Origin of the sequence: Rhizobium album, from assembly GCF_003122325.1 — a bacterium.
In the GTDB taxonomy this organism is placed as follows: domain Bacteria; phylum Pseudomonadota; class Alphaproteobacteria; order Rhizobiales; family Rhizobiaceae; genus Metarhizobium; species Metarhizobium album.
The window spans coordinates 195,438-214,976 of sequence record NZ_QFBC01000011.1; the positions used below are offsets into that span (position 1 = coordinate 195,438).

The 19,539-nt window shown below is 62.9% G+C and carries 19 protein-coding genes; 7 read left to right on the forward strand and 12 right to left on the reverse strand.

Going from position 1 to position 19,539, the window contains the following annotated elements; genetic code table 11:
• Nucleotides 1–27: 27 nt before the first annotated feature.
• Nucleotides 28–582: a 2,4'-dihydroxyacetophenone dioxygenase family protein gene (locus DEM27_RS21785; RefSeq protein WP_245446008.1), complete on the forward strand. Its 555-nt coding sequence runs from the start codon at nucleotides 28–30 to the stop codon at nucleotides 580–582.
• Nucleotides 579–1,670, forward strand: a complete 1,092-nt coding sequence (locus tag DEM27_RS21790; RefSeq protein WP_109460355.1) for a glycerol dehydrogenase — start codon at nucleotides 579–581, stop codon at nucleotides 1,668–1,670. The genes DEM27_RS21785 and DEM27_RS21790 overlap by 4 nt, the downstream gene beginning before the upstream one ends.
• A 4-nt stretch (nucleotides 1,671–1,674) precedes the next feature.
• On the opposite strand, the gene crcB is transcribed toward DEM27_RS21790, so the two are convergent.
• The 3 genes from crcB to DEM27_RS21805 form a co-directional block, all read right to left on the reverse strand.
• Nucleotides 1,675–2,097, reverse strand: coding sequence for a fluoride efflux transporter CrcB (gene crcB / locus DEM27_RS21795; RefSeq protein WP_109460389.1), 423 nt, complete (start codon nucleotides 2,095–2,097; stop codon nucleotides 1,675–1,677).
• Between the two features lie 244 nt (nucleotides 2,098–2,341).
• Nucleotides 2,342–4,720, reverse strand: a complete 2,379-nt coding sequence (locus DEM27_RS21800) for a methyl-accepting chemotaxis protein (RefSeq protein WP_109460356.1) — start codon at nucleotides 4,718–4,720, stop codon at nucleotides 2,342–2,344.
• A gap of 280 nt (nucleotides 4,721–5,000) precedes the next feature.
• A complete protein-coding gene (locus tag DEM27_RS21805; RefSeq protein ID WP_245446010.1) occupies nucleotides 5,001–5,558 on the reverse strand; it encodes a helix-turn-helix domain-containing protein in 558 nt (185 codons plus the stop codon).
• A 93-nt stretch (nucleotides 5,559–5,651) separates the two neighbouring features.
• On the opposite strand from DEM27_RS21805, the gene DEM27_RS21810 reads away from it, so the two are divergent.
• Entirely contained in the window at nucleotides 5,652–6,785 is a 1,134-nt protein-coding gene (locus DEM27_RS21810) for an aminotransferase (RefSeq protein WP_109460358.1), read from the forward strand.
• Between the two features lie 25 nt (nucleotides 6,786–6,810).
• On the opposite strand, the gene DEM27_RS21815 is transcribed toward DEM27_RS21810, so the two are convergent.
• The gene (locus tag DEM27_RS21815; protein ID WP_474176024.1) at nucleotides 6,811–7,857 is read right to left on the reverse strand and encodes an ornithine cyclodeaminase; all 1,047 of its coding nucleotides are present in this window, start codon (nucleotides 7,855–7,857) and stop codon (nucleotides 6,811–6,813) included.
• 131 nt (nucleotides 7,858–7,988) lie between these two features.
• On the opposite strand from DEM27_RS21815, the gene DEM27_RS21820 reads away from it, so the two are divergent.
• Nucleotides 7,989–8,426, forward strand: a complete 438-nt coding sequence (locus DEM27_RS21820; protein ID WP_109460360.1) for an Lrp/AsnC family transcriptional regulator — start codon at nucleotides 7,989–7,991, stop codon at nucleotides 8,424–8,426.
• Nucleotides 8,427–8,464: 38 nt separating this feature from the next.
• Here the strand turns inward: DEM27_RS21820 and DEM27_RS21825 are convergent, their stop codons facing one another.
• The 6 genes from DEM27_RS21825 to DEM27_RS21850 form a co-directional block, all read right to left on the reverse strand.
• Complete coding sequence (locus DEM27_RS21825; protein ID WP_109460361.1) at nucleotides 8,465–9,247, reverse strand: ABC transporter permease; 783 nt, start codon at nucleotides 9,245–9,247, stop codon at nucleotides 8,465–8,467.
• A 3-nt stretch (nucleotides 9,248–9,250) separates the two neighbouring features.
• Nucleotides 9,251–10,429: an ABC transporter permease gene (locus DEM27_RS21830; protein WP_109460362.1), complete on the reverse strand. Its 1,179-nt coding sequence runs from the start codon at nucleotides 10,427–10,429 to the stop codon at nucleotides 9,251–9,253.
• On the reverse strand, nucleotides 10,426–11,505 hold the full coding sequence (locus tag DEM27_RS21835) for an ABC transporter ATP-binding protein (RefSeq protein ID WP_109460363.1): 1,080 nt from the start codon (nucleotides 11,503–11,505) through the stop codon (nucleotides 10,426–10,428). Before DEM27_RS21835 ends, DEM27_RS21830 begins: the two co-directional genes overlap by 4 nt.
• Before the next feature lie 188 nt (nucleotides 11,506–11,693).
• Nucleotides 11,694–12,746 (reverse strand): ABC transporter substrate-binding protein, encoded by a 1,053-nt coding sequence (locus DEM27_RS21840; RefSeq protein ID WP_109460390.1) that lies wholly within the window; start codon nucleotides 12,744–12,746, stop codon nucleotides 11,694–11,696.
• A gap of 234 nt (nucleotides 12,747–12,980) precedes the next feature.
• Nucleotides 12,981–13,721: an SDR family NAD(P)-dependent oxidoreductase gene (locus tag DEM27_RS21845; RefSeq protein WP_205908939.1), complete on the reverse strand. Its 741-nt coding sequence runs from the start codon at nucleotides 13,719–13,721 to the stop codon at nucleotides 12,981–12,983.
• A 75-nt stretch (nucleotides 13,722–13,796) separates the two neighbouring features.
• On the reverse strand, nucleotides 13,797–14,477 hold the full coding sequence (locus tag DEM27_RS21850; protein ID WP_109460392.1) for a GntR family transcriptional regulator: 681 nt from the start codon (nucleotides 14,475–14,477) through the stop codon (nucleotides 13,797–13,799).
• Nucleotides 14,478–14,634: 157 nt separating this feature from the next.
• On the opposite strand from DEM27_RS21850, the gene DEM27_RS21855 reads away from it, so the two are divergent.
• Nucleotides 14,635–15,684 (forward strand): phosphotransferase, encoded by a 1,050-nt coding sequence (locus DEM27_RS21855; RefSeq protein ID WP_109460364.1) that lies wholly within the window; start codon nucleotides 14,635–14,637, stop codon nucleotides 15,682–15,684.
• 3 nt (nucleotides 15,685–15,687) lie between these two features.
• Nucleotides 15,688–17,004: an aspartate aminotransferase family protein gene (locus tag DEM27_RS21860; RefSeq protein ID WP_109460365.1), complete on the forward strand. Its 1,317-nt coding sequence runs from the start codon at nucleotides 15,688–15,690 to the stop codon at nucleotides 17,002–17,004.
• Between the two features lie 6 nt (nucleotides 17,005–17,010).
• Here the strand turns inward: DEM27_RS21860 and DEM27_RS21865 are convergent, their stop codons facing one another.
• Together DEM27_RS21865 and DEM27_RS34095 are read right to left on the reverse strand one after the other, a co-directional pair.
• Nucleotides 17,011–17,721: a GntR family transcriptional regulator gene (locus DEM27_RS21865; protein WP_109460393.1), complete on the reverse strand. Its 711-nt coding sequence runs from the start codon at nucleotides 17,719–17,721 to the stop codon at nucleotides 17,011–17,013.
• Nucleotides 17,722–17,920: 199 nt separating this feature from the next.
• Nucleotides 17,921–18,088, reverse strand: coding sequence for a hypothetical protein (locus DEM27_RS34095; protein WP_165823525.1), 168 nt, complete (start codon nucleotides 18,086–18,088; stop codon nucleotides 17,921–17,923).
• A 316-nt stretch (nucleotides 18,089–18,404) separates the two neighbouring features.
• Between DEM27_RS34095 and DEM27_RS21870 the strand changes: the two genes are divergently transcribed.
• A partial coding sequence (locus DEM27_RS21870) for a VOC family protein (protein ID WP_109460366.1) occupies nucleotides 18,405–19,539 on the forward strand: 1,135 nt, incomplete at its 3' end.

Consider the following 19,539-nt stretch of genomic DNA (forward strand, 5'->3'; position numbering starts at 1 on the left):
GAGCCCGCGGCGCGAGGAGGAGAAACCATGTCGACCGTCGCCGAGACGAATGTTTTGCAAGCCCGCCAGGACGCCAGCAAGGTGGCCTATCGCCAGCCCCAGCCTTTCGGCATGCTCACCGACGTCTTCATGCCGGACGCGCTGGACCTTGATGCCGACGAGCATCTGTGGGTGCCGCAGGCGGATGGCGTTTGGTTCAAGCCGCTCGTTCTCTGTGTCAGCCAGGGCTATTATCTCAATCTCCTGCGGGTGAGAAATTCCGGCGTTCTCTCCCGCCACCGCCATGCCGGCCCCGTTCACGCCTTCACCCTGCGTGGCCGCTGGCGTTATCTCGAACACGCGTGGGAAGCCTTGCCGATGAGCTACGCTTTCGAGCCGCCGGGCGAGACCCATACGCTGGTGGTGCCGGACGATGTGCCGGAGATGATCACCCTGTTCCATGTCACCGGCGGCTATGTCTACGTCGATCCGGATGGCGCCGCCCTCGGTTACGAAGACGTCTTCACCAAGCTGGCCGCAGCGCGGCGGCATTACGACAAGATCGGCCTCGGCGCCGATTACGCTGAAAGGATCACGCGATGACTGCCAATGCCGCTCTGAGGATCTATGGCGGGCCGCATCGCTACATCCAGGGTCCCGATGCGCTGGACCATCTGGGCAAGGCCGCAGCACCTTTCGGCAAAACGCCGGTGGTCGTCGCCGATGCCTTCATTCTCGACCGTATCGGCGCCCGCATCGAGGCCATTCTGGAGGCCGCCGGGTTGCAGCCGGTCGTCCGCGCCTTCGAAGGCGAAATCACATATCCGGCCATCGAGGCCCTGAACGCGTCGTTGAACGGCGTTTCGCCCGGTGTGGCGATCGGCATCGGCGGCGGCAAGTCGCTGGATGCGGCGAAGGGACTGGCAAAACAGATCGGCATCGATGTCATCACCGTGCCGACGATCGCCTCGAACGACAGCCCGACCAGCGCCTCGATCGCCATGTATGACGATCACCACGTGATGATCTCGGTCGACCGGCTGGACCGCAGCCCCGAAGCCGTCATCGTCGATACGAAGCTGATCGCCACGGCACCGGTGCGTTTCCTGCGCGCCGGCATCGGCGATGCCATCTCCAAGAAATTCGAAGCCGACGGATGTTTTGCCGGCACCGGCATCACCCCCTTCGGCACAAGGCCGCTGATCACGGCGATCACCGTTGCCGATGCCTGCTACCGCACCATCCGCGAATACGGCGCCGAGGCATTGGCCTCCGTCGAACGCCAGGAGGTGACGCCCGCCCTCGAGGCGACGGTCGAGGCGACCGTGCTGATGAGCGGCCTTGGTTTCGAGAATGGCGGGCTGTCCTTGGCACATTCGCTGACGCGCGGATTGGTCAAGGCGCGCGACGCCAAGAATGCCATCCATGGCGAACATGTCGCCTGGGGCCTGCTGGTGCAACTCGCCGCCGAAAATCGCTCCGACGACTATATCCGCGACATCATGGATTTTTACGACGGGATTTCCATGCCGCGCACGCTGGCAGGCCTCGGCATGAAAGATGCCACCGCCGACGAAATCCAGGACATCGCCCGCTGGACGATGACCGCGCCGCATCTTGCCAATCTGGCGCTGCCGGTGGATGCGGCTGCCATCGTTACGGCCATCGACCGCATCGAGGGCATGGCCTGATCGCTCAGGCCTTGTCGTCGATGGCCGGCGGGGCGGCGGGGCCGTTGAGGTAGGTTGCGATCACGTGACCGAAGGCGACGGCCGCCACGCAGAGTGCGACGGAAGCGGCAATGTTGATGCCGGCGCGCAGCGCCGCGCCGTTGCGCATGAGGTCGAGCGTCTGCAGGCTGAACGACGAGAAGGTCGTGTAACCTCCACAAATGCCGATCATTACGAAGAGGCGCAGGTTTTCCGATGCGGGAAAACGTCCCGTCGCCAGCGTCAGCGTGCCGAACAGGCCGATGAGAAACGATCCCGTGACATTGATGATGATCGTTCCCCAGGGAAGGTCGCGGCTGATGGGCGCGGCGGCGACGGAAACGGCATAGCGGCCGAGAGTGCCGAGGGCGCCTCCCGCCATGACCACGAGGCACGTATAAAAGGACATGCGCATTCCCCAGATGTCGAGGCAGACATAAAAAACCCGCCGGGTGGCGGGTCGGTCAGGCGAGCTTTTCCGCAGGTGCTTGCGGTTGCGTTCGTCGGCTTCGCGGCGGTTTCACGAAACACCGTTCCACTGCCCTTATCCTATCTTCCCGATGCGGCGGATGCAAATTTCTTCGGCACCGTCGGAAGATCGGAATGTTACCCCGCGTTCGAGCCCCGGGGCTCGAACGCGGGTGAAGGGGGGGTTAAAATTCCTCCCAGTCGCCGCCGGCCGGCTGGGTGGCGGCGGCATTGCCGTGGAAGGCGGTGGCGAGTTTTCCGGCAAGCGCGCGCGCCGGCGAGGCGACGGGACGGGTTGTCGCGGACGCACTGGCGACCGGCTGGGCCGCCCGTTGCGGCACCGGCTGGGCCTTCGGGCGGCTCTGCGGGGTCGAGAACGCGGCGCCTCGCGATTGCTGGGTGCCGAGATTGAACTGTCCCAGCCGGTTGGAGAGCGATGAGACCTCCGTGACCAGCGTATGCGACGCGGCGTTCGATTCCTCGACCATGGCGGCATTCTTCTGCGTTGCCTGGTCCATCTGGTTGACGGCGGTGTTGATTTCCTGGAGGCCGGTCGATTGCTCGCGGGCCGACTGCACGATGGCCTGGACGTTGCTGTTGATCTGCTGCACCTCTTGCACGATAACCTGCAGCGCCTCGCCGGTCTGGCCGACCAGGCTCACGCCGTGCCTGACCTGCTCGCCGGACGAGCTGATGAGCGCCTTGATCTCCTTGGCCGCGGTGGCCGAGCGTTGCGCCAGTTCGCGGACTTCCTGAGCGACGACCGCAAAACCCTTGCCAGCCTCGCCGGCGCGGGCGGCTTCGACGCCGGCGTTCAGTGCCAGAAGGTTGGTCTGGAAGGCGATTTCGTCGATGACGCCGATAATGTTGGAGATCGACTGCGAGGATTGCTCGATGCCGTTCATCGCTTCGACGGCATTGCGAACGATCTTGCCGGAGCGTTCGGCGCTTTCCTTGGCGCGCCCGACCAGATTGCCGGCTTCTTCGGCGCGCAGCGTCGAATCCTTGACAGAGGTGGTGATTTCTTCCAGTGCGGCGGCCGTTTCCTCGACGGAGGCGGCCTGCTGTTCGGTACGGCGCGCCAGATCGTCGGCGGCCGAACGGATCTCTTCCGAGCCCGAGAGGATGACCGAAGCATTATCCGAGAAGGAGATCATCGCGGCCCGCAGCTTTTCCACCGAGGTGTTGAAGTTGCTGCGGGTCTGATCCAGCGCTTCCGTGAACGGCTGGTCGAGACGAACCGTCATGTCGCCGTCGGAGAGTTTTGCCAGGCCCGCCGCCAGTTCGGTGACGGCGAATTTCACGTCCGCCTCCTGGGCGCTGGAGATCCGGGCGCGCTCGGCGCGCTCGCGCTCCTGTTCCGTGCGGCTGGCTTCGGCGGCGGCCTCCAGGCGAACCTTCTCGCGGTTGCTTTCGAGCAGGATGCCGAGCGAGCGGGAAAGATCGCCGATCTCGTCCTTGGCCTTTTCGTCCTTCAGCACGACGTTCAGCTGGCCGCTGGCGATCTGGCCGGTCTCGTCGATGACATTGGTGATGCGGCGGATGAACTTGCGGGCGATGAGCCAGCCGGCCAGGCTGAGCAGCAGGGCGGCGATGGCGGTCGTCAGGATCGCATCGCGTATCATGTTGTTGAGCTGCGCGAAGACTGTCGCCTTGGGAACGATGACGATCGCATACCAGTTGCTGTCGGGCGTCAGTCGGACCGCAGAGGCGACCGCAAAATAGGTCTTTCCATCGGGGCCGATGATTTCCTGCTCGACGTCGGGCGAAGCGATCAGCTTGTCCCAACCGGCGGTCTGTGCGCCGCCATCGCGGATATTCTTGCCGACGAGTTCGGCTGCCGGATGGCTGATGATCCCGCCGGAACCGGTGATCAGGCTCATGAAGCCCGTTTCCATCGGATGGATCGCCGAGATCGCCTTGTTGGCGGCATCGAGCGACAGGTCGATACCTGCCACGCCGACGGGCTTGCCGTCGACGATGATCGGCTTGGAGATCGAGGTGATCAGCACGTCCTTGCCGCCGATGGCGTAAGGATAGGGTTCTATGACGAAGGTCTTCTTCTGCGTGAACGGCAGTTGATAATAATCGCCCGGGCCGGCGGTCGCGTAGTCCGTCAGGGCCGTATGGGAGATCGTTTCGCCATTCCGCACCCAGTACGGAACGTAACGGCCGGTCGTGTCATGGCCCTCCTTGCCGACGAAATCCTTGTCGGCGCCGTCGAATGCGTTCGGCTCCCACCCGGTCCAGACCGCCAGCAGTGCCGGGTTGTCGGCCAGCATGTTCTGCAGGATCGCGTCGCCCTTGGCGCGGCTTGCATCATTGGTATCCTTCATCGTCGACAGCACGCTTTCCATGGTGTTGACGACGCCGAGGGCTGCGGCGATCTTGTTTTCGGAGCCCATCGCTTCCGCTTTGGCGATCTGCCGGATGCGCTCCAGGCTGGAGGCGCTGATATCTTCGTAAGCGGTGTTGAAAAGAATGGCCGATGCCGCGATGGTGGCGACCAGGCCACAAGCTGCGACGGAAAAAATATTGCGGCCTGTCGTGGATTTGAACAGCATGCGTATGGCTCCCCCCAAGCGAACACAAGGGTCAAAGATCGCCTGGCTCGCCCATCCCTATTCAAGACAGACAATCGGTTTCAGCCTTTTCGGCCGTCGCCAGCATTGTCCCATTCTTCCCAGATTGGAGAACTCCTGTTAAATAATAGTAAAATTTTAAATATCTTCCGGCCTGATGGCTGTATTAAATTTGCTTTTTATCAATTCGATCGACGTTTCTATAGTGCGTACATCGTCGATGGCGCGTGAGATGTCGCGCCCTTTCCTCGTCGTAGCGTCGTCACGACACGACATTGCGCAGGAACGTCAGGATATCGTCCCGCAGATTGAGATAGGCATAGGGCTGGGAGGAGTTGAAGACCGTGAACGTCCCGGCCGGAAAATCCCTGCTGACCCCGGAGAGTTCGAGCGTCAGGACGCCGCCGGTGACGAACAGCATTTCTTGCCACCCTTCGGGATCGGGCTCCGCGTCGTAGCGGTCGCCCGGGCCGAGCGTCCAGGCCCACATCTGCACTTCCGAGGACGCGGGCGTGGAGGCGAGCAGCAGCGCCTGGCTTTCCGGCCGTTCGCCGCGCCAGGTCACCTGCTGGATGGCGGCATGCGATCCGCGTTCGGGATCGCGCACCAGATCGACGAAACCGACGCCGATGGCCGAAGCCAGCTTGTCGAGGCTGGAAAGGCTGATATTGGCGTCGCCGCCCTCGACGGCCACGATCATCCGCCGGCTGATGCCCGAGGCCCTGGCAAGCGCCGTCTGGCTCAGCCCGGCGTCGAGGCGCAGCCGCTTGAGGTTGCCGGAAACATGGGCGAGAACATCGCTTCGGACTTGACTGCGCAATATATTGCTCATATCGATCGTGTAGACCGATCATCGCCCGCTTTCAACCGACTTGGCAACCGCGGGCGCTTCAAAACCGGGTAGGACCAGCACATGAAGATTCGCGATTTCGGCGTCGAGATCTGGATGAACCGCTACGAGACGACGTGCGAGTGGAATCTGGCGGAGACCTGTGTCGAGTCCCTCACCGTCGAAGACCTGCTCGACATGGCCGGCAAGACAGACACCATCCTCTCCGAGCTCTTGCCGCTGAAACTCACCTATGGCGCCATCGAAGGAAGCGAGCGGCTGCGCAATCTGGTGGCCGGGCTTTACGAGCGGCAGGCCATGGAAAACGTCGTCATCACCCATGGCGCCATCGGTGCCAATGCGCTGGTGCACGAAACGCTGGTCGAGCCGGGCGACCGGGTCATTTCGGTTCTGCCGACCTACCAGCAGCATTATTCGATCCCCGAAAGCTTCGGGGCCGACGTGCAGATCCTCAAGCTCACCGAAAAGACCGGCTTCCTGCCGGATCTCGACGCGTTGAAGCGGCTGGCGACGCCGGGCACGAAGCTGATCGCCATCAACAATCCGAACAACCCGACCGGCTCGCTGATGGACAAGGCCTATCTCGAAGCCATCGTCGAGATTGCCAGGGCCTGCGGCGCCTGGGTGCTGTGCGACGAGGTCTATCGCGGCATGGATCAGGACGGCGACGGCATGACGGCCTCCATCGCCGATCTCTATGAGAAGGGCATCAGCACCGGCAGCATGTCGAAGACCTATTCGCTGGCGGGCCTGCGGCTGGGATGGATCGTCGCGCCCGTCGAGATTCTGCGCGCCGTTTCGATCCATCGTGACTACAACACCATCAGCGTCGGCATGCTGGACGATCATTTCGCGTCGATCGCGCTTGAAAACCGCGACAAGATTCTGGCGCGCAGCCACGCCATCAGCCGCACGAACCTCGCCATTCTCTCAGAATGGGTGGATGGCGAGCCGTTGATCTCCTGGATCAAGCCGAAATCCGGCACGACGGCACTGTTGAAATACGACCTGCCGATGTCGTCGGAAGCTTTCTGCATCGGCCTGCTGGAACGCACGGGCGTGATGCTGACGCCCGGCAGCGCCATGGACATGGAAGGCTACCTGCGCATCGGCTACACCAACGGCGAGCCTATCCTGCGGGAAGGCCTGAAGCGCATCTCGCAATTCCTGAAGGAGCAGCAGCTGGCGGCGGCGTAAGCGCCGCCGACCGGCTGCCGGTAATTCAGTCTTTCGCGCGCTGCAGCATGCCGAAGAGGTCGCGCGGATCGTCGGGATCGGCGATGATATCGATTTCCTGGTAAAAATCCGTGCCCTTCAGCTTTTCGCGCACGTAGCGCAGCGCCGAAAAATCCTCGACGGCAAAGCCGACGCTGTCGAACAGCGTGATCTGCCGGTCGTCGCGGCGGCCCTGCGCTTCGCCCCGGATGACGCGCCAGAGTTCGGTGACGGGATAGTCGGCGTCCATCTGCTGGATTTCGCCTTCGATGCGTGTTTGCGGCGGATATTCGACAAAGGTATCCGCCCTCAGCAGGATGTCGCGATGCAATTCCGTCTTGCCGGGGCAATCGCCGCCGATGGCATTGATGTGCACGCCGCCGCCGACCATGTTGTCGGTCAGGATGGTGGCGTATTGCTTGTCTGCGGTGCAGGTGGTGATGATTCCCGCCCCCTCGATTGCCGCCTGCGACGAGGTGCAACTCGTCACCGTCAGGCCGCTATTGGCGAGGTTCCTGGCGGTCTTGGCCGTTGCCTTGGCGTCGATGTCGTAGAGGCGCACCTCCTGGATGCCGAGCACGGCCTTCATGGCCAGTGCCTGGAATTCGGCCTGGGCGCCGTTGCCGATCATCGCCATGCTGCGGACGTTCCTGGGCGCAAGATGCCGGGCGGCCATGGCGGATGTGGCGGCGGTGCGCAGTGCCGTCAGCAACGTCATTTCCGTCAACAACACCGGATATCCGGTCGAAACCGTGGCGAGCAGGCCGAAGGCGGTGACGGTCTGCAGCCCGTCCGCCATGTTCTTCGGGTGGCCGTTGACGTATTTGAAGCCGTAGATCTCGCCGTCGGAGGTCGGCATCAGCTCGATGACGCCCTCGCGGGAATGCGAGGCGATCCGCGGGGTCTTGTCGAACATTTCCCAGCGGCGGAAATCCTCTTCCACCGCGTCTGTCAGTTCCACCAGCACCTTTTCTATGCCGATGTGGTGCACGAGCCGCATCATGTTCTCGACGCTGACGAAAGGAATAAGGGCTTTTTCGGACGGCGCGATCACTGGTACCTCCTTGCTCGCGAAGATGGCAGGATAACAAGCGGTGATGTTAGCCGAAATGACAAGAATGGGTTGATCTGAACAGGAAACTGGTCAAATCTTATAGCTATAGCGATCAAAATTTACAGGGCGCCATGACCGTTGCCAAATATATTCCCGACGATCTCGATCGCCGCATCATCGCCCATCTGCGGGCCGACGGCCGGGCTTCTTTGTCGAAATTATGCGAAGCGGTCGGCGTCGCCCGCGGCACGGTCCAGAACCGTCTCGACCGTTTGATCGAGACGGGAACGCTGCTGGGGTTCACGGTGCGGGTCCGGGAGGATTATGACGACCGGGCAGTGCACGCGGTGATGATGATCGAGGTCATCGGCAAATCCACCACGCAGGTCATCCGCAAGCTCAGGGGCATTCCGGAAATCTCGTCGCTGCATACCACCAACGGCAACTGGGACCTGGTCGCCAATATCCGCGCCGCAAGCCTGTCGGATTTCGACCGGGTGCTGCGCGAGGTGCGGATGATCGACGGCGTGTCCAACAGCGAGACGAGCCTGCTGCTCAGCAGCGTCTGATGGTTTGCACCCACAGGCGATTGCGGGTGCAAGAAGAGCTACCGTTGTTTTGCCAGCATCGACCGGGAGAGCACGACGACGATGCCGATCAGGACGGTCGCGGCGATGAAGAGGAAGGCTGCTGCCGCAATTGCCGGGCTGATGTTTTCGCGGATGCTGGAGAACATCTGCCGCGCCAGGGTGCGCTGGTTGGGGCCGGCGACAAACAGCGTCAGCACCACCTCGTCGAGCGATGTGGCGAAGGCGAGCACGGCGCCGGAGAGTACACCCGGCAAGGCGAGCGGCAGGGTTACCCGGCGGAACACCGTCAGCGGCGACGCGCCGAGGCTTTCGGCCGCCAGCTCCACCCGTTCGTCGATGCCGGCCAGCGCACCGGTGACGCTGACCACCACGAAGGGCACCGCCACGACGGTATGGGCGATGATCACGCCGGCATAACTGTTGGTCAGCCCGAAACCGGCCAGCAGCACCTGCATGCCGACGCCGAGGACGACGGCGGGCACAACCATGGGCAGCAGGTACAGCGTGCGGATGCTGCCACGGAAAAACAGCGCCCTGTTGCGCAGGCCCAGCGACGCCGCGGTGCCGAGCACGGTGGCGAGCAGCGTCGTGCCGCTGCCGATGATCAGGCTGTTGACGATCGCCCGCCGCCAGGCATCCGCCGTGAACAGCTCCTCGAACCAGCGCAGGGACCAGGAAGGGATCGGATAGGTGAGGATGACGCTCGAGGTGAAGGCGAGCGGCAGGATGGCGATCAGCGGCGCGATCAGGAACAGGATCGTCAGCGAGGCGAAGGCGAATTTCGTCAACTTCATCGGCATGGCCTAGCGTCTCCCCGGTTCTTCGGCGGACAGCCGAGCATAGACGCTGTAGAGCAGCAATGTTGCGACGAGCAGCACGACGCCGAGGGCGCCGGCCATGCCCCAGTTGGCCGAGCCGGTGGCGTAGAAGGCGATGATCGAGCTGATCATCTGGTCGCCCGGCCCGCCGATCAGCGCCGGCGTGATGTAGTAGCCGATGGCCGAAATGAACACGAGCAGGCTGCCGGAGGCGACACCGCGCAGGCTGAGCGGCAGAAGCACGCGCAGGAAGGCCCGCAGCGGGTGGGCGCCGAGCGAGGCGGCGGCCGGCATCAGGTTCTTCGGGATGGTGAGCAGCACCGAATAGATCGGCAGCACCATGAAGGGCAGCAGCACATGGGTCATGGCGATGATGACGCCGGTGCGGTTGAAGATCAGCGGCAGCGGACTGTCGATCAGGCCGATCGTTTGCAGCAGTTCGTTGATCAGCCCCCTTTCCTGCAGCAGGATGAACCAGGCAGCGGTACGAACAAGAAGCGAGGTCCAGAGCGGCAGCAGGACGGCACCCAGCATCAGGTCGCGCTTCCAGCCGGAAAGCGAGGCTGCAATCATCGCGTAGGGAAAACCGATGCAGGCGCAGGCGAAGGTGACGAGCGCGGCGATCCAGAAGGTGCGCACCAGGATGACGCGGTTGACCGACTTGTCGGCAGGCAGATGTTCGATCTCGCCGGCGGCATTGCGGCCGAGATCGACGGCGGCAAGCAGGTTGCGGTCGGTGAGCGGCGATAGCGCATCGGCGATGGCGAGCCAGAATTCCGGTTTCTCCCAGCGCGTGTCGATGGAGACGAGGTCGGCGGGCGGGTTTGTCGTATCGCCGAGCGCGGTCGTCGTCTTGCCCATCAGCGTGCGGAAACCCGAACGGGCGCTGTTGAGGCGGCGCACCATGTCGCCGAGCGCCTGGTCGTCGTCGACGGCCTTCAGGTCTTCCATCAACGCCGCCTGCATCTCCGGCGTCGGCGGCGACTGGCGATCCCAGCCTGCGAGCACTTCGGTGCTGCGCGGCAGAAGGCGCAGCACGGCGGTGTCGGAGATCGACTGCGACATCATGCTGAACAGCGGCCACACGAAGAAGCCGACCAGGAACAACAAGAGCGGCAAAAGCAGCAAAAGAGATCGCCCGGTTTTCGATCGTCCGGCGGTCATGGCGCGATGACCCGGCAATCGCCCGCCGAAAAGCCGGCGAAGACCTTGGTGCCCGGCGGGAATTCGCGCGAGCGGCGGCTGAGCTTGGCGATCAGCGGATGGGCGGCATTTTGCAGCTGCACGCGCAAATGGTCGCCCTGGTAGACGGAGTCCGTGACTTCCGTTTCCAGGCAGTTGCGGGCGTCACCGCGGATCTCGCTGAGATCGACGCGTTCCGGGCGGATGGACAGGAAGACCGTCTGCCCCGGCGTCACCGTGCCGGAGACCGCCGAGACGATGCTGTCGCCGGAGACCAGCCGGACATTGGCCTCCTGCCCCTGCACCGCATCGACGACGCCTTCGACGAGGTTGGTCTCACCGATGAATTCGGCGACGAAGCGGGTCGCTGGTTCGTCGTAGACCTGGCGCGGCGTGCCGATCTGCTCGATCCTGCCCTTGTTGAACACGGCGACACGGTCGGACATCGTCAGGGCTTCCGACTGGTCGTGGGTGACGAAGACGATCGTCAGGCCGAGGCGGCGATGCAGGTCGCGAATGTCGAGCTGCATCTGCTCGCGCAGCTGCTTGTCCAGCGCGCCGAGCGGCTCGTCCATCAGCACGACGCGCGGCTCGAAGACCAGGGCGCGCGACAGCGCCACGCGCTGCTGCTGGCCGCCGGAAAGCTGCGACGGCCGGCGGTCGACCAGAGCCGAAAGCTGCACCATGTCCAGCGCCCGCGCGACGCGCCCGGCGATGTCCGCCTTGCCGAGACCGCGCATCTGCAGCGGAAAGGCGACGTTTTCGCCGACCGACATATGCGGAAACAGCGCATAACTCTGGAAGACGACGCCCATGTCGCGCTTGTGCGTCGGCACGTCGTTGATCGCCGTTCCATCGAGAAGAATGTTTCCCGAGGTCGGCTGCTCGAAACCTGCCAGCATCATCAGAAGCGTTGTCTTGCCTGAGCCCGAAGGGCCAAGCAGGCTGACGAACTCGCCCTTCTCTATGCCGAGATCGAGGTTTTCGACCACGCAGAGCGGGCCGTAGAATTTGGTAATGCGGTCAAACCGGATGAATTCCGCCACGGAATGCTCCATCGCCAGAGCAACTCCAGCAAAACGCGCAGCGATTTGCGTCCGGAATTGCGTAGAGACAAAAGGATAGAGTGTTTTCGCGATTCGGAGAAAAGCGGAAATGCTCTACGGGCGAAGGACGCGCCACGGCCACGAAGCGCGCCCAGCCATGCGGGAAAGGCGCCGGTCGGCGCCTTCCACCACGGACGTCTTTACTGGGCGAGCCAGGCGTTGAAGCGCTGCGTCAGCGTTTCGGCGTTGTCGATCCAGAAGTCGACGTTCAGCGAGATCGAGTCCGTCATGTTGGCGGGATCGGTCGGCAGGTCCTTGGCAAAATCGGCCGGAACCTTCGCAGCCGCTTCGGTGTTCGGCAGGCCGTATGCCACGAATTCCGGCAGTTTCGCCTGGTTTTCCGGCAGGCTGGCGAAGGCGATGAAATCCTGCGCCGCGTCCTTGTTTTCGGCGTCTTTCAGCACGACCCAGCTGTCGACGGCATAGATGCTGCCGGGGAACACGACTTTGAAGTTCTTGCCTTCGGAACGGTTGATGCCGGTGATGCGGCCGTTATAGGCCGAGGTCATCGCCACTTCGCCGGAGGCGAGAAGCTGCAGCGGCTGGGCGCCCGATTCCCACCAGACGATGTTCGGCTTCAGTTCGTCGAGCTTCTTGAAAGCGCGGGCGACGCCTTCTTCCGTGCCGAGAATGTCATAAATTTCGTCCTTGGAAACGCCGTCGGCCAGCAGGGCGAATTCGAGCGTATATTTCGGGCCTTTGCGCAGCGAACGCTTGCCGGGGAATTTTTCGACATTCCAGAAGTCCGCCCAGGATGTCGGGCCTTCCTTCAGCTTGTCGCCGTCGTAAGCGATGGCCGTCGACCAGACGATGGCGCCGACGCCACAGTCATTGACCGCCGACGGCAGGAACTTGTCCTTGCCGCCCATCTTGTCCCAGTCGATCTTTTCGTAGAGGCCGTCGGCACAGCCGAGCGCCAGTTCTTCCGCCTCGACCTGCACCGCATCCCAGTTCGGCGCGCCGGCCTTGACCTTCGCCTGGATGACGCCGATGCCGCCGTCCCACGCTTCGTCGAGCACCGGCTTGCCGGACTTGGCGGCGAAGGGTTCGAAATAGATCTTGCGCTGCGCATCCTGGTAGTTGCCGCCCCAGGAGACGACCGTCAGGTCACGCGCCAGCACCGGCGCGACGAGCCCGGCGGAAAGAACGACGGCAGCCGCCGCCAGAATACCTGATTTTACGATAGTTTTCATTGCACTCCCCTTTTCTTGGTTTGTAGAAGAGCCGGTTTCGATCGCCGGCCCCGTGACGATCTCCTGCGGGCCGCTGGCGCCGTCGTGCATGATCCTGCCATGCCTTGCCGGTTGCTGCAGCCTTCCGGTCGCCTCGCTCTTTCCCCTGAGCGACGGTCAACCGAATGATGCACCCTGGTCATTGCGGGTCAACGGGATTCTTTGCGTATGCCTTGGCCCTCCCGTCGGCCGGTATCAGACGTGTTGTCCTCCGTTGATGTGGATTTCGGCGCCGTTGATGTAGGAGGACTGCCCGGAGCAGAGGAAATAGATGGTCTCCGCGACTTCGCGCGGTTCACCCAGCCTTCCCATCGGCACTTCTGCAGCCACTAGTTCGTCAGTTCCCGGCGACAGGATCGAGGTTTCGATTTCACCCGGCGCAATGGCATTCGCCCGGATGCCGCGGCGGCCGAATTCATGCGCCATCTCGCGTGTCAGCGCCGCCAGCGCTGCCTTGGAAGCAGCATAGGCAACCCCCGCGAAGGGATGGACGCGCGAACCGGCGATGGAGGTGACGTTGACGATCGAGCCTTTCGCCGCCTCCAGTTCCGGCAGGAGGGCGCGGGCGATCAGGGCGGTCGAAATCAGGTTGACGTTGAGCACCTGCGTCCAGACGTCGGCATCCGTGCCGGCGACGCCGAGGCGGCTCCTGTCCGGCCCTTTCGGCGAAATGCCGGCATTGTTGACGAGGGCGTGCAGCTTGCCGTTCGGCAGGCGTTCGCGTACGGTCGCGGCGAGGCGGTCGATCTGCGTCAGGTCGGCAAGGTCGGCCTGGATGTGGCTCTCGCGGGCGGAAGGCCAGGCGCATTCCTCGGAAAAGGCTTGGCGCGACACGGTGAGTATGCGCCAGCCTTTCGACTGGAACAGCTTGACCGTTGCATGGCCGATGCCGCGGCTGGCGCCCGTCAGCAACATGTAGGGGCGTTCTTCGGTCATGCGGGCGTCTCCGTTGATGCTTGATACATCGTAATCCGTCGAGGGAGGAAAGCAAGCCTCCTGATTCCCGACGTGTCAGACCCTCATCATCTGCAATCTTTCCTCGCGTTCGATCCGTTCGAGGATCGGCTTGCCGCCGAGCAGGATATCGTCGACGATCGCCATGCAGGCGGCAGCGGAATCGTGCCGCTTCAGCGCCTCGATGACGGGGTAGTGATGATCGATCATCGCCCGGCCGCCCGGAATATAGGCATCGGAAATCAGCGGTCCCATCTGCAGCCACAGGCGTCGCAGGATGCCGTTGAGCACCGGAAGCCCGGCGATCTCAGGCAACATGAAATGGAAGGCCTGATTGAGTTGCGTGCCCTTCAGCCGGTCGCCATCGGCGATCGCCCGTTCATTGTCGCGCAAGATCTGCTCGAGACAGTCGATATCTGCGCTTGTCGCCACCTGGGCTGCCGTTTCCGCCGCCAGCCCCTCCAGCTTGACGCGGATGGCCCGGATTTCGCGATAACGACTTTCGCTCATGCTGGGAATACGAATATCGCGCGGCGAGCGAAAAGTGATCGCTTCCTCGTTGGCGAGCCGCAGGATGGCATCGCGGATCGGCGTCACGCTCGTGCCGAACTGTTCGGCAAGATCGCGGATCTTGAGCCGGTCTCCGGGCTGGAATCGCCCTTGGATCAACGCGTCGCACAGCGCGCCGTAGACAGCGCTGCTGAGGCTTTCATGATCCAGTGTTGCAAATTCAGGCATGGAACTGACCTTGAAAATCGGATAATAAGATACTTGATGCATCTTTTTTGGCATGTTTCAAGTAGAGCCTGTCGTCACCCGGCGGCTTTCACCGAAAGCGACGGGAAACGAAGCGTGCACAGTTGCAATGCCGGGAACGGCGGACAATGGAGAAACCATGACGGAGGGATCGCCCGCCGAGCAGAAGAAGGATGCCATGTCGGCTTCCTGGAGCGAGACATCGATTCCTGGTGCCGAGGCCGCGGTATCCGACGTTTACGGCCTGACCGGCACCGTCAAGCGGCTCTCCAGCGAACGGGACGAAACCTTCCTGTTTGTTCGCGACGACGGAACGGAATTCATCCTCAAGATCGCCAACCCGGCCGAGGAGCCGGCTGCGCTGGAATTCCAGGATGGTGCGCTCCTGCATCTGGCGGCGGCTGCCCCCGCGGTGCCGGTGCCGCGGATCGTGCCGACATGCGGCGGAACGTCGAGCCATACATTGGCGACCGCGGACGGTCCGCGCATCATGCGCCTGCTGACATTCTTGCGCGGCGAATTGTTGTACCGCACGCCCGCCTCCGAGGCGCAGAGCCGCAATGTCGGCCGTGCGCTGGCCGAACTCGGCCTGGGGCTTGAGAATTACCGGGGCCGCCCGCCCGCCGGCAAGCTGATGTGGGACATTTCCCACATGATGGATCTCGCCGCCTTCGTGGGCTGTGTCGCACCGGACCGTCGGGCACAGCCGGAATCCGTGCTGGCCGAATACGAGCGGGCGCTGCCGGCCATCCGTGACCTCACCCGCCGCCAGATCATCCACAACGACTTCAATCCGCACAACATCCTGCTGGATCCGGCCGCTCCCGTCGATGTGGTCGGCATCATCGATTTCGGCGACATGGTGCATGCGCCGCTGATCAACGACCTTGCCGTCGGCCTTTCCTACCATCTGTCGACGGACAACTGGGCCGCTCGCGCCGGCGCTTTTATCGATGGTTTCCTGTCGGCGCGGACACTCGAGCCGGCGGAGGTCGAACTGCTTCCCCTGCTCGCGCGCGCGCGGCTGGCGATGTCGATGATCATCGCCGAATGGCGTTCGGGACGGTTCCCGGAGAACCGGGACTACATCATGCGCAATCACGCCGCCGCCTCGCGGGGCTTGCAGAACATAGCCGGACTGGACGTCGCAGGATTGAAGCGGCTCGTCCCCAACCTTTCGGGAGCCTGAAACATGTCGATGGTGAATGCATTCTCGCGCGAAGATTTCGAGTGGCTGGACGAGGCCGAAAAGGCGCTGATCGCCCGGCGTGAAAAGGTGCTCGGCCCGGCCTATCGGCTGTTTTACGAAAAGCCGCTGCACCTGGTGCGCGGCGAAGGTGTGTTCCTCTACGACGCCAAGGGGGAAAAATACCTCGACGCCTACAACAACGTCGCTTCGCTCGGCCATTGCCATCCGCGCGTCGTCGAGGCGATCACCAGGCAGACGGCGGTCCTCAACACCCATACGCGTTACCTGCACGAAGGCATCGTCGATTATGCCGAGACGCTGACGGCGACCTTCCCGGAAGCGCTGAGCCAGGCGATGTTCACCTGCACCGGCAGCGAGGCCAACGACCTTGCAGTTCGCATTGCCCGTTTCGTCACCGGCGGCACCGGCATCATTGCCACCGATCTCGCTTATCACGGCCTGACCAATGCCGTGGCGGAGTTTTCACCCTCGCTCGGCGAGTCCGTGACGCTCGGGCCGCATGTGCGCACCGTTGCCGCTCCCGACAGCTATCGTTTCTCGCCCGGGGAGATGAGGGAGAAATTCGGCCGCGACGTGCGGGCGGCGATTGCCGACCTGAGGCGCCACGGCATCAAGCCGGCAATGCTGATTACCGACACGATCTTTTCGAGCGACGGCATCTTCGCCGGGCCGAAGGGTTTCCTGAAGCCGGCGGTCGATGCGATCCACGAGGCGGGCGGCCTGTTCGTCGCCGACGAGGTGCAGCCGGGTTTTGGCCGTACCGGCGAAGCGATGTGGGGATTCGAGCGCCATGGCGTGGCGCCGGACATGGTGACGATCGGCAAGCCGATGGGCAACGGCTACCCGATGGCCGGCATCGTGCTGCGGCCCGAGGTGATCGCCGATTTCGGCCCCCGCGCCCGCTATTTCAACACCTTCGGCGGCAATCCGATTGCCGCTGCCGCCGGCAAGGCGGTGCTCGACACGATCCGTATCGAAGGCCTGCAGCACAATGCCCTGGAGGTCGGCCGTTACCTGATGGAGGGCCTGAAGACCTTGTCGGACACCTATCCGGCCATCGGCGACGTCCGCGGCTCCGGCCTGTTCATCGGTGTGGAAATCGTTGCCGATGCCGCCGCCAAACGTCCGGATTCGACGCTGACGACACGCATCGTCAACGGCCTGCGCGAGCGCCGCATCCTGATCAGCGCTACCGGCCCGAACGCCAATATCCTGAAAATCCGCCCGCCGCTGGTCTTCTCCCGCGAAAATGCCGACATGCTGGTGGAGGCGCTGGGCGACGTGCTGAAGACGATCTGAGGGCAATCAATCGTTGTCGCGATCCGCTTCCGGTATTACCGGAGCGGCACTTTCCATTTCTTTCGCCCACTTGATCATCAGCGCGCCGCCCCATTTGAGGTCGGCCTGGATCGCTTTGCGGGCGGCTTCGGGATCGCGTTTGTCGAGGGCGGCGAGCAGGTTGAAATGCTTGTGGTCGCGGCTGGCGAGATCGCGTACCGGCACGCGGGTGTGAAAAAGCCGCATGAACGGGCCGCTGGTGACCCATAGGTTTTCGACGATCGAGGTGGTCATCGGCATGTCGCTGATTTCGAGCAGGCGGAAATGAAACTGGCGGTTCAGCACGCCGGCCTGTTCCGGCGATTGCGCCGCCGCTTCGATGAAATCCTCCTGGAGGGCGCAGAGTTCCAGATATTGCCGCCGGGAAATTTTGGTCGCCGCCGCTGCCGCCGCCTCGCCCTCCAGGTGCAGACGGATGGTCATCGCCTCCTCCAGCCGCTTGGCGCTGTTGCTCGGCACATGGATCGCAGTTGCAGCCTTGATTTCGAGGGCGCCCTCGCTCACCAGCCGGAAGATGGCCTCCCGGACAGGGGTTATGCTTGTGCCGAGCAGGCCGGCGAGCGCCGATATCCGCAGCCTCTGGCCCGGAGTGAAGCGCCCGTCCAGCAATGCCGAACGCAGTTCCCGGTACGCCTTGGCTGATAGGTTTTCATGATCGATGCGCTCGAGTTCCGACACGCTGCTCCCCTCTAATCCCCGATAAATGTACCGCCGGGTTTCATATATCATCTTGTGTTTCATTTCATAGCCTTCGATCCAGGCGCCGTAAGCCATGGTTTTTCAAAACACATTTTCAGGGGGGCTTATATATTATATTTAAAGCGACATTCTTTGGCGGGCTTCATGGAAGCCCGCGGTCGATGCAAGGTCGGCTTGGCTAAAGGGTGGTGCGGCCAATCACGGTCTTTCCGAGCTTCAGCGGACGCAATGCTCCGGACAATGGTTTGGATGGAGCCCGGTAGAGATAGGCGACGATACGGTCTATGGCGACGATGACCGCCAGCGATATGGCTAGATAGAGCGTGGCGGAGAGGAGCAGGAACATCGCCCACCTCACAACGGAATGATCATGAAATAACACGAGGCCGCAACAAGCATGAGTGCGACCGGCTGCCAATAATCGTTCGTCATGGACCTGCTCCTCCGAAAACTGAAAATTCTGAGTTTTAACGTTTTCTCAAAATTTTTGTTCCGGGGTGGCGCGGGTTTTGCTGCCCTCGTGACTCCAACGAAATCGAAAAGGGATTTTGTTCGCCGCTGCGGTGGTGCAAGTTCGGTCGTAAACGCGGCGGCCGGTGGCTCCACGTCGAAGGCCGACAGATCGGGAACGAAAACCGCCGCGGGTGGTGGAAAGGAATGGCATGGTTTCGGGAATTCATCACCTCACGCTGATCACACGGAAAGTTCAGGCGAATGTCGACTTTTATGTCGGTTTTCTGGGTTTGCGCCTGGTCAAGCGCACAGCCGGCTTCGAGGATTCGTCGCAATTGCACCTGATCTATGGTGATGGTGCCGGATCTCCCGGCTCGCTGATTACCTTTCTGGTCTGGGAAGACGGTTCGCCGGGACGGGCGGGGCATGGACAGATCAGCGAGATGGCGCTGGCGATCGATCCGGAAAGCATCGGCTTCTGGCTGACGCGAGCCCTGACTTTCGGCCTTTCCCCGGAGGGGCCGGCGGCCGAACTGGGCGAGCCGACGATCCGGTTGAAGGACCCGGACGGCGTGATCGTCAAGCTGACGGGTGTTGCCGGTTTTCCGGAGGCACCGACATGGGCGGGCGCGTCGATCGCGCCGCGCGATGCCGTCCGTGGCATCCGCGGCGTTACGCTGTTGACGGAACTGCCCGGTGAAACCGCTGCCTTCCTCGAAGGGAATTTCGATTATCGCCGCGACGTGCAGGCCGGGGCGATCACGCGCATGCTGTCCGAATCCGGCGATGCGGTCGATATTCGTGATGCCCAGGGTTTTTGGCCCGGCGCGCCGGGAAGCGGCACCTTCGACCATGTCGCCTTCCGCTCCCGTGACAAGGCGGAAGTGGAAGCCGTGCAGACGAAGCTTGGGGACGCGGTCATGAACGTCCACGACCGCAAGTATTTCTATTCGCTCTACGTCCGCGAGCCGGGCGGCGCGCTTTACGAACTGGCCACCGATCCGCCGGGCATGACGGTGGATGAAACGGCGGAAAATCTCGGCACGCGTTTGTTCGTGCCGCCGGGCACGGCCGAACAGACTGCCGATCTTGAGGCGGTGCTGCCGCAATTTTCGCTGCCGGGTGAGCCGCGGATCATCTATCGCGACCTGCCGTTCATCCATCGGTTTTTCGTGCCGCCGGAGACCGATGGCACCACGGTGTTTCTTTTCCATGGTTCCGGTGGCAACGAGATGAGCCTGCTGCCGCTGGCGCGGCGGACGGCGCCGGATGCCACCCTGCTTGCCCTGCGCGGCCGCAGCACCGAAGAGGGTGTGCCGCGATGGTTCCGCCGTTTCGGGCCGC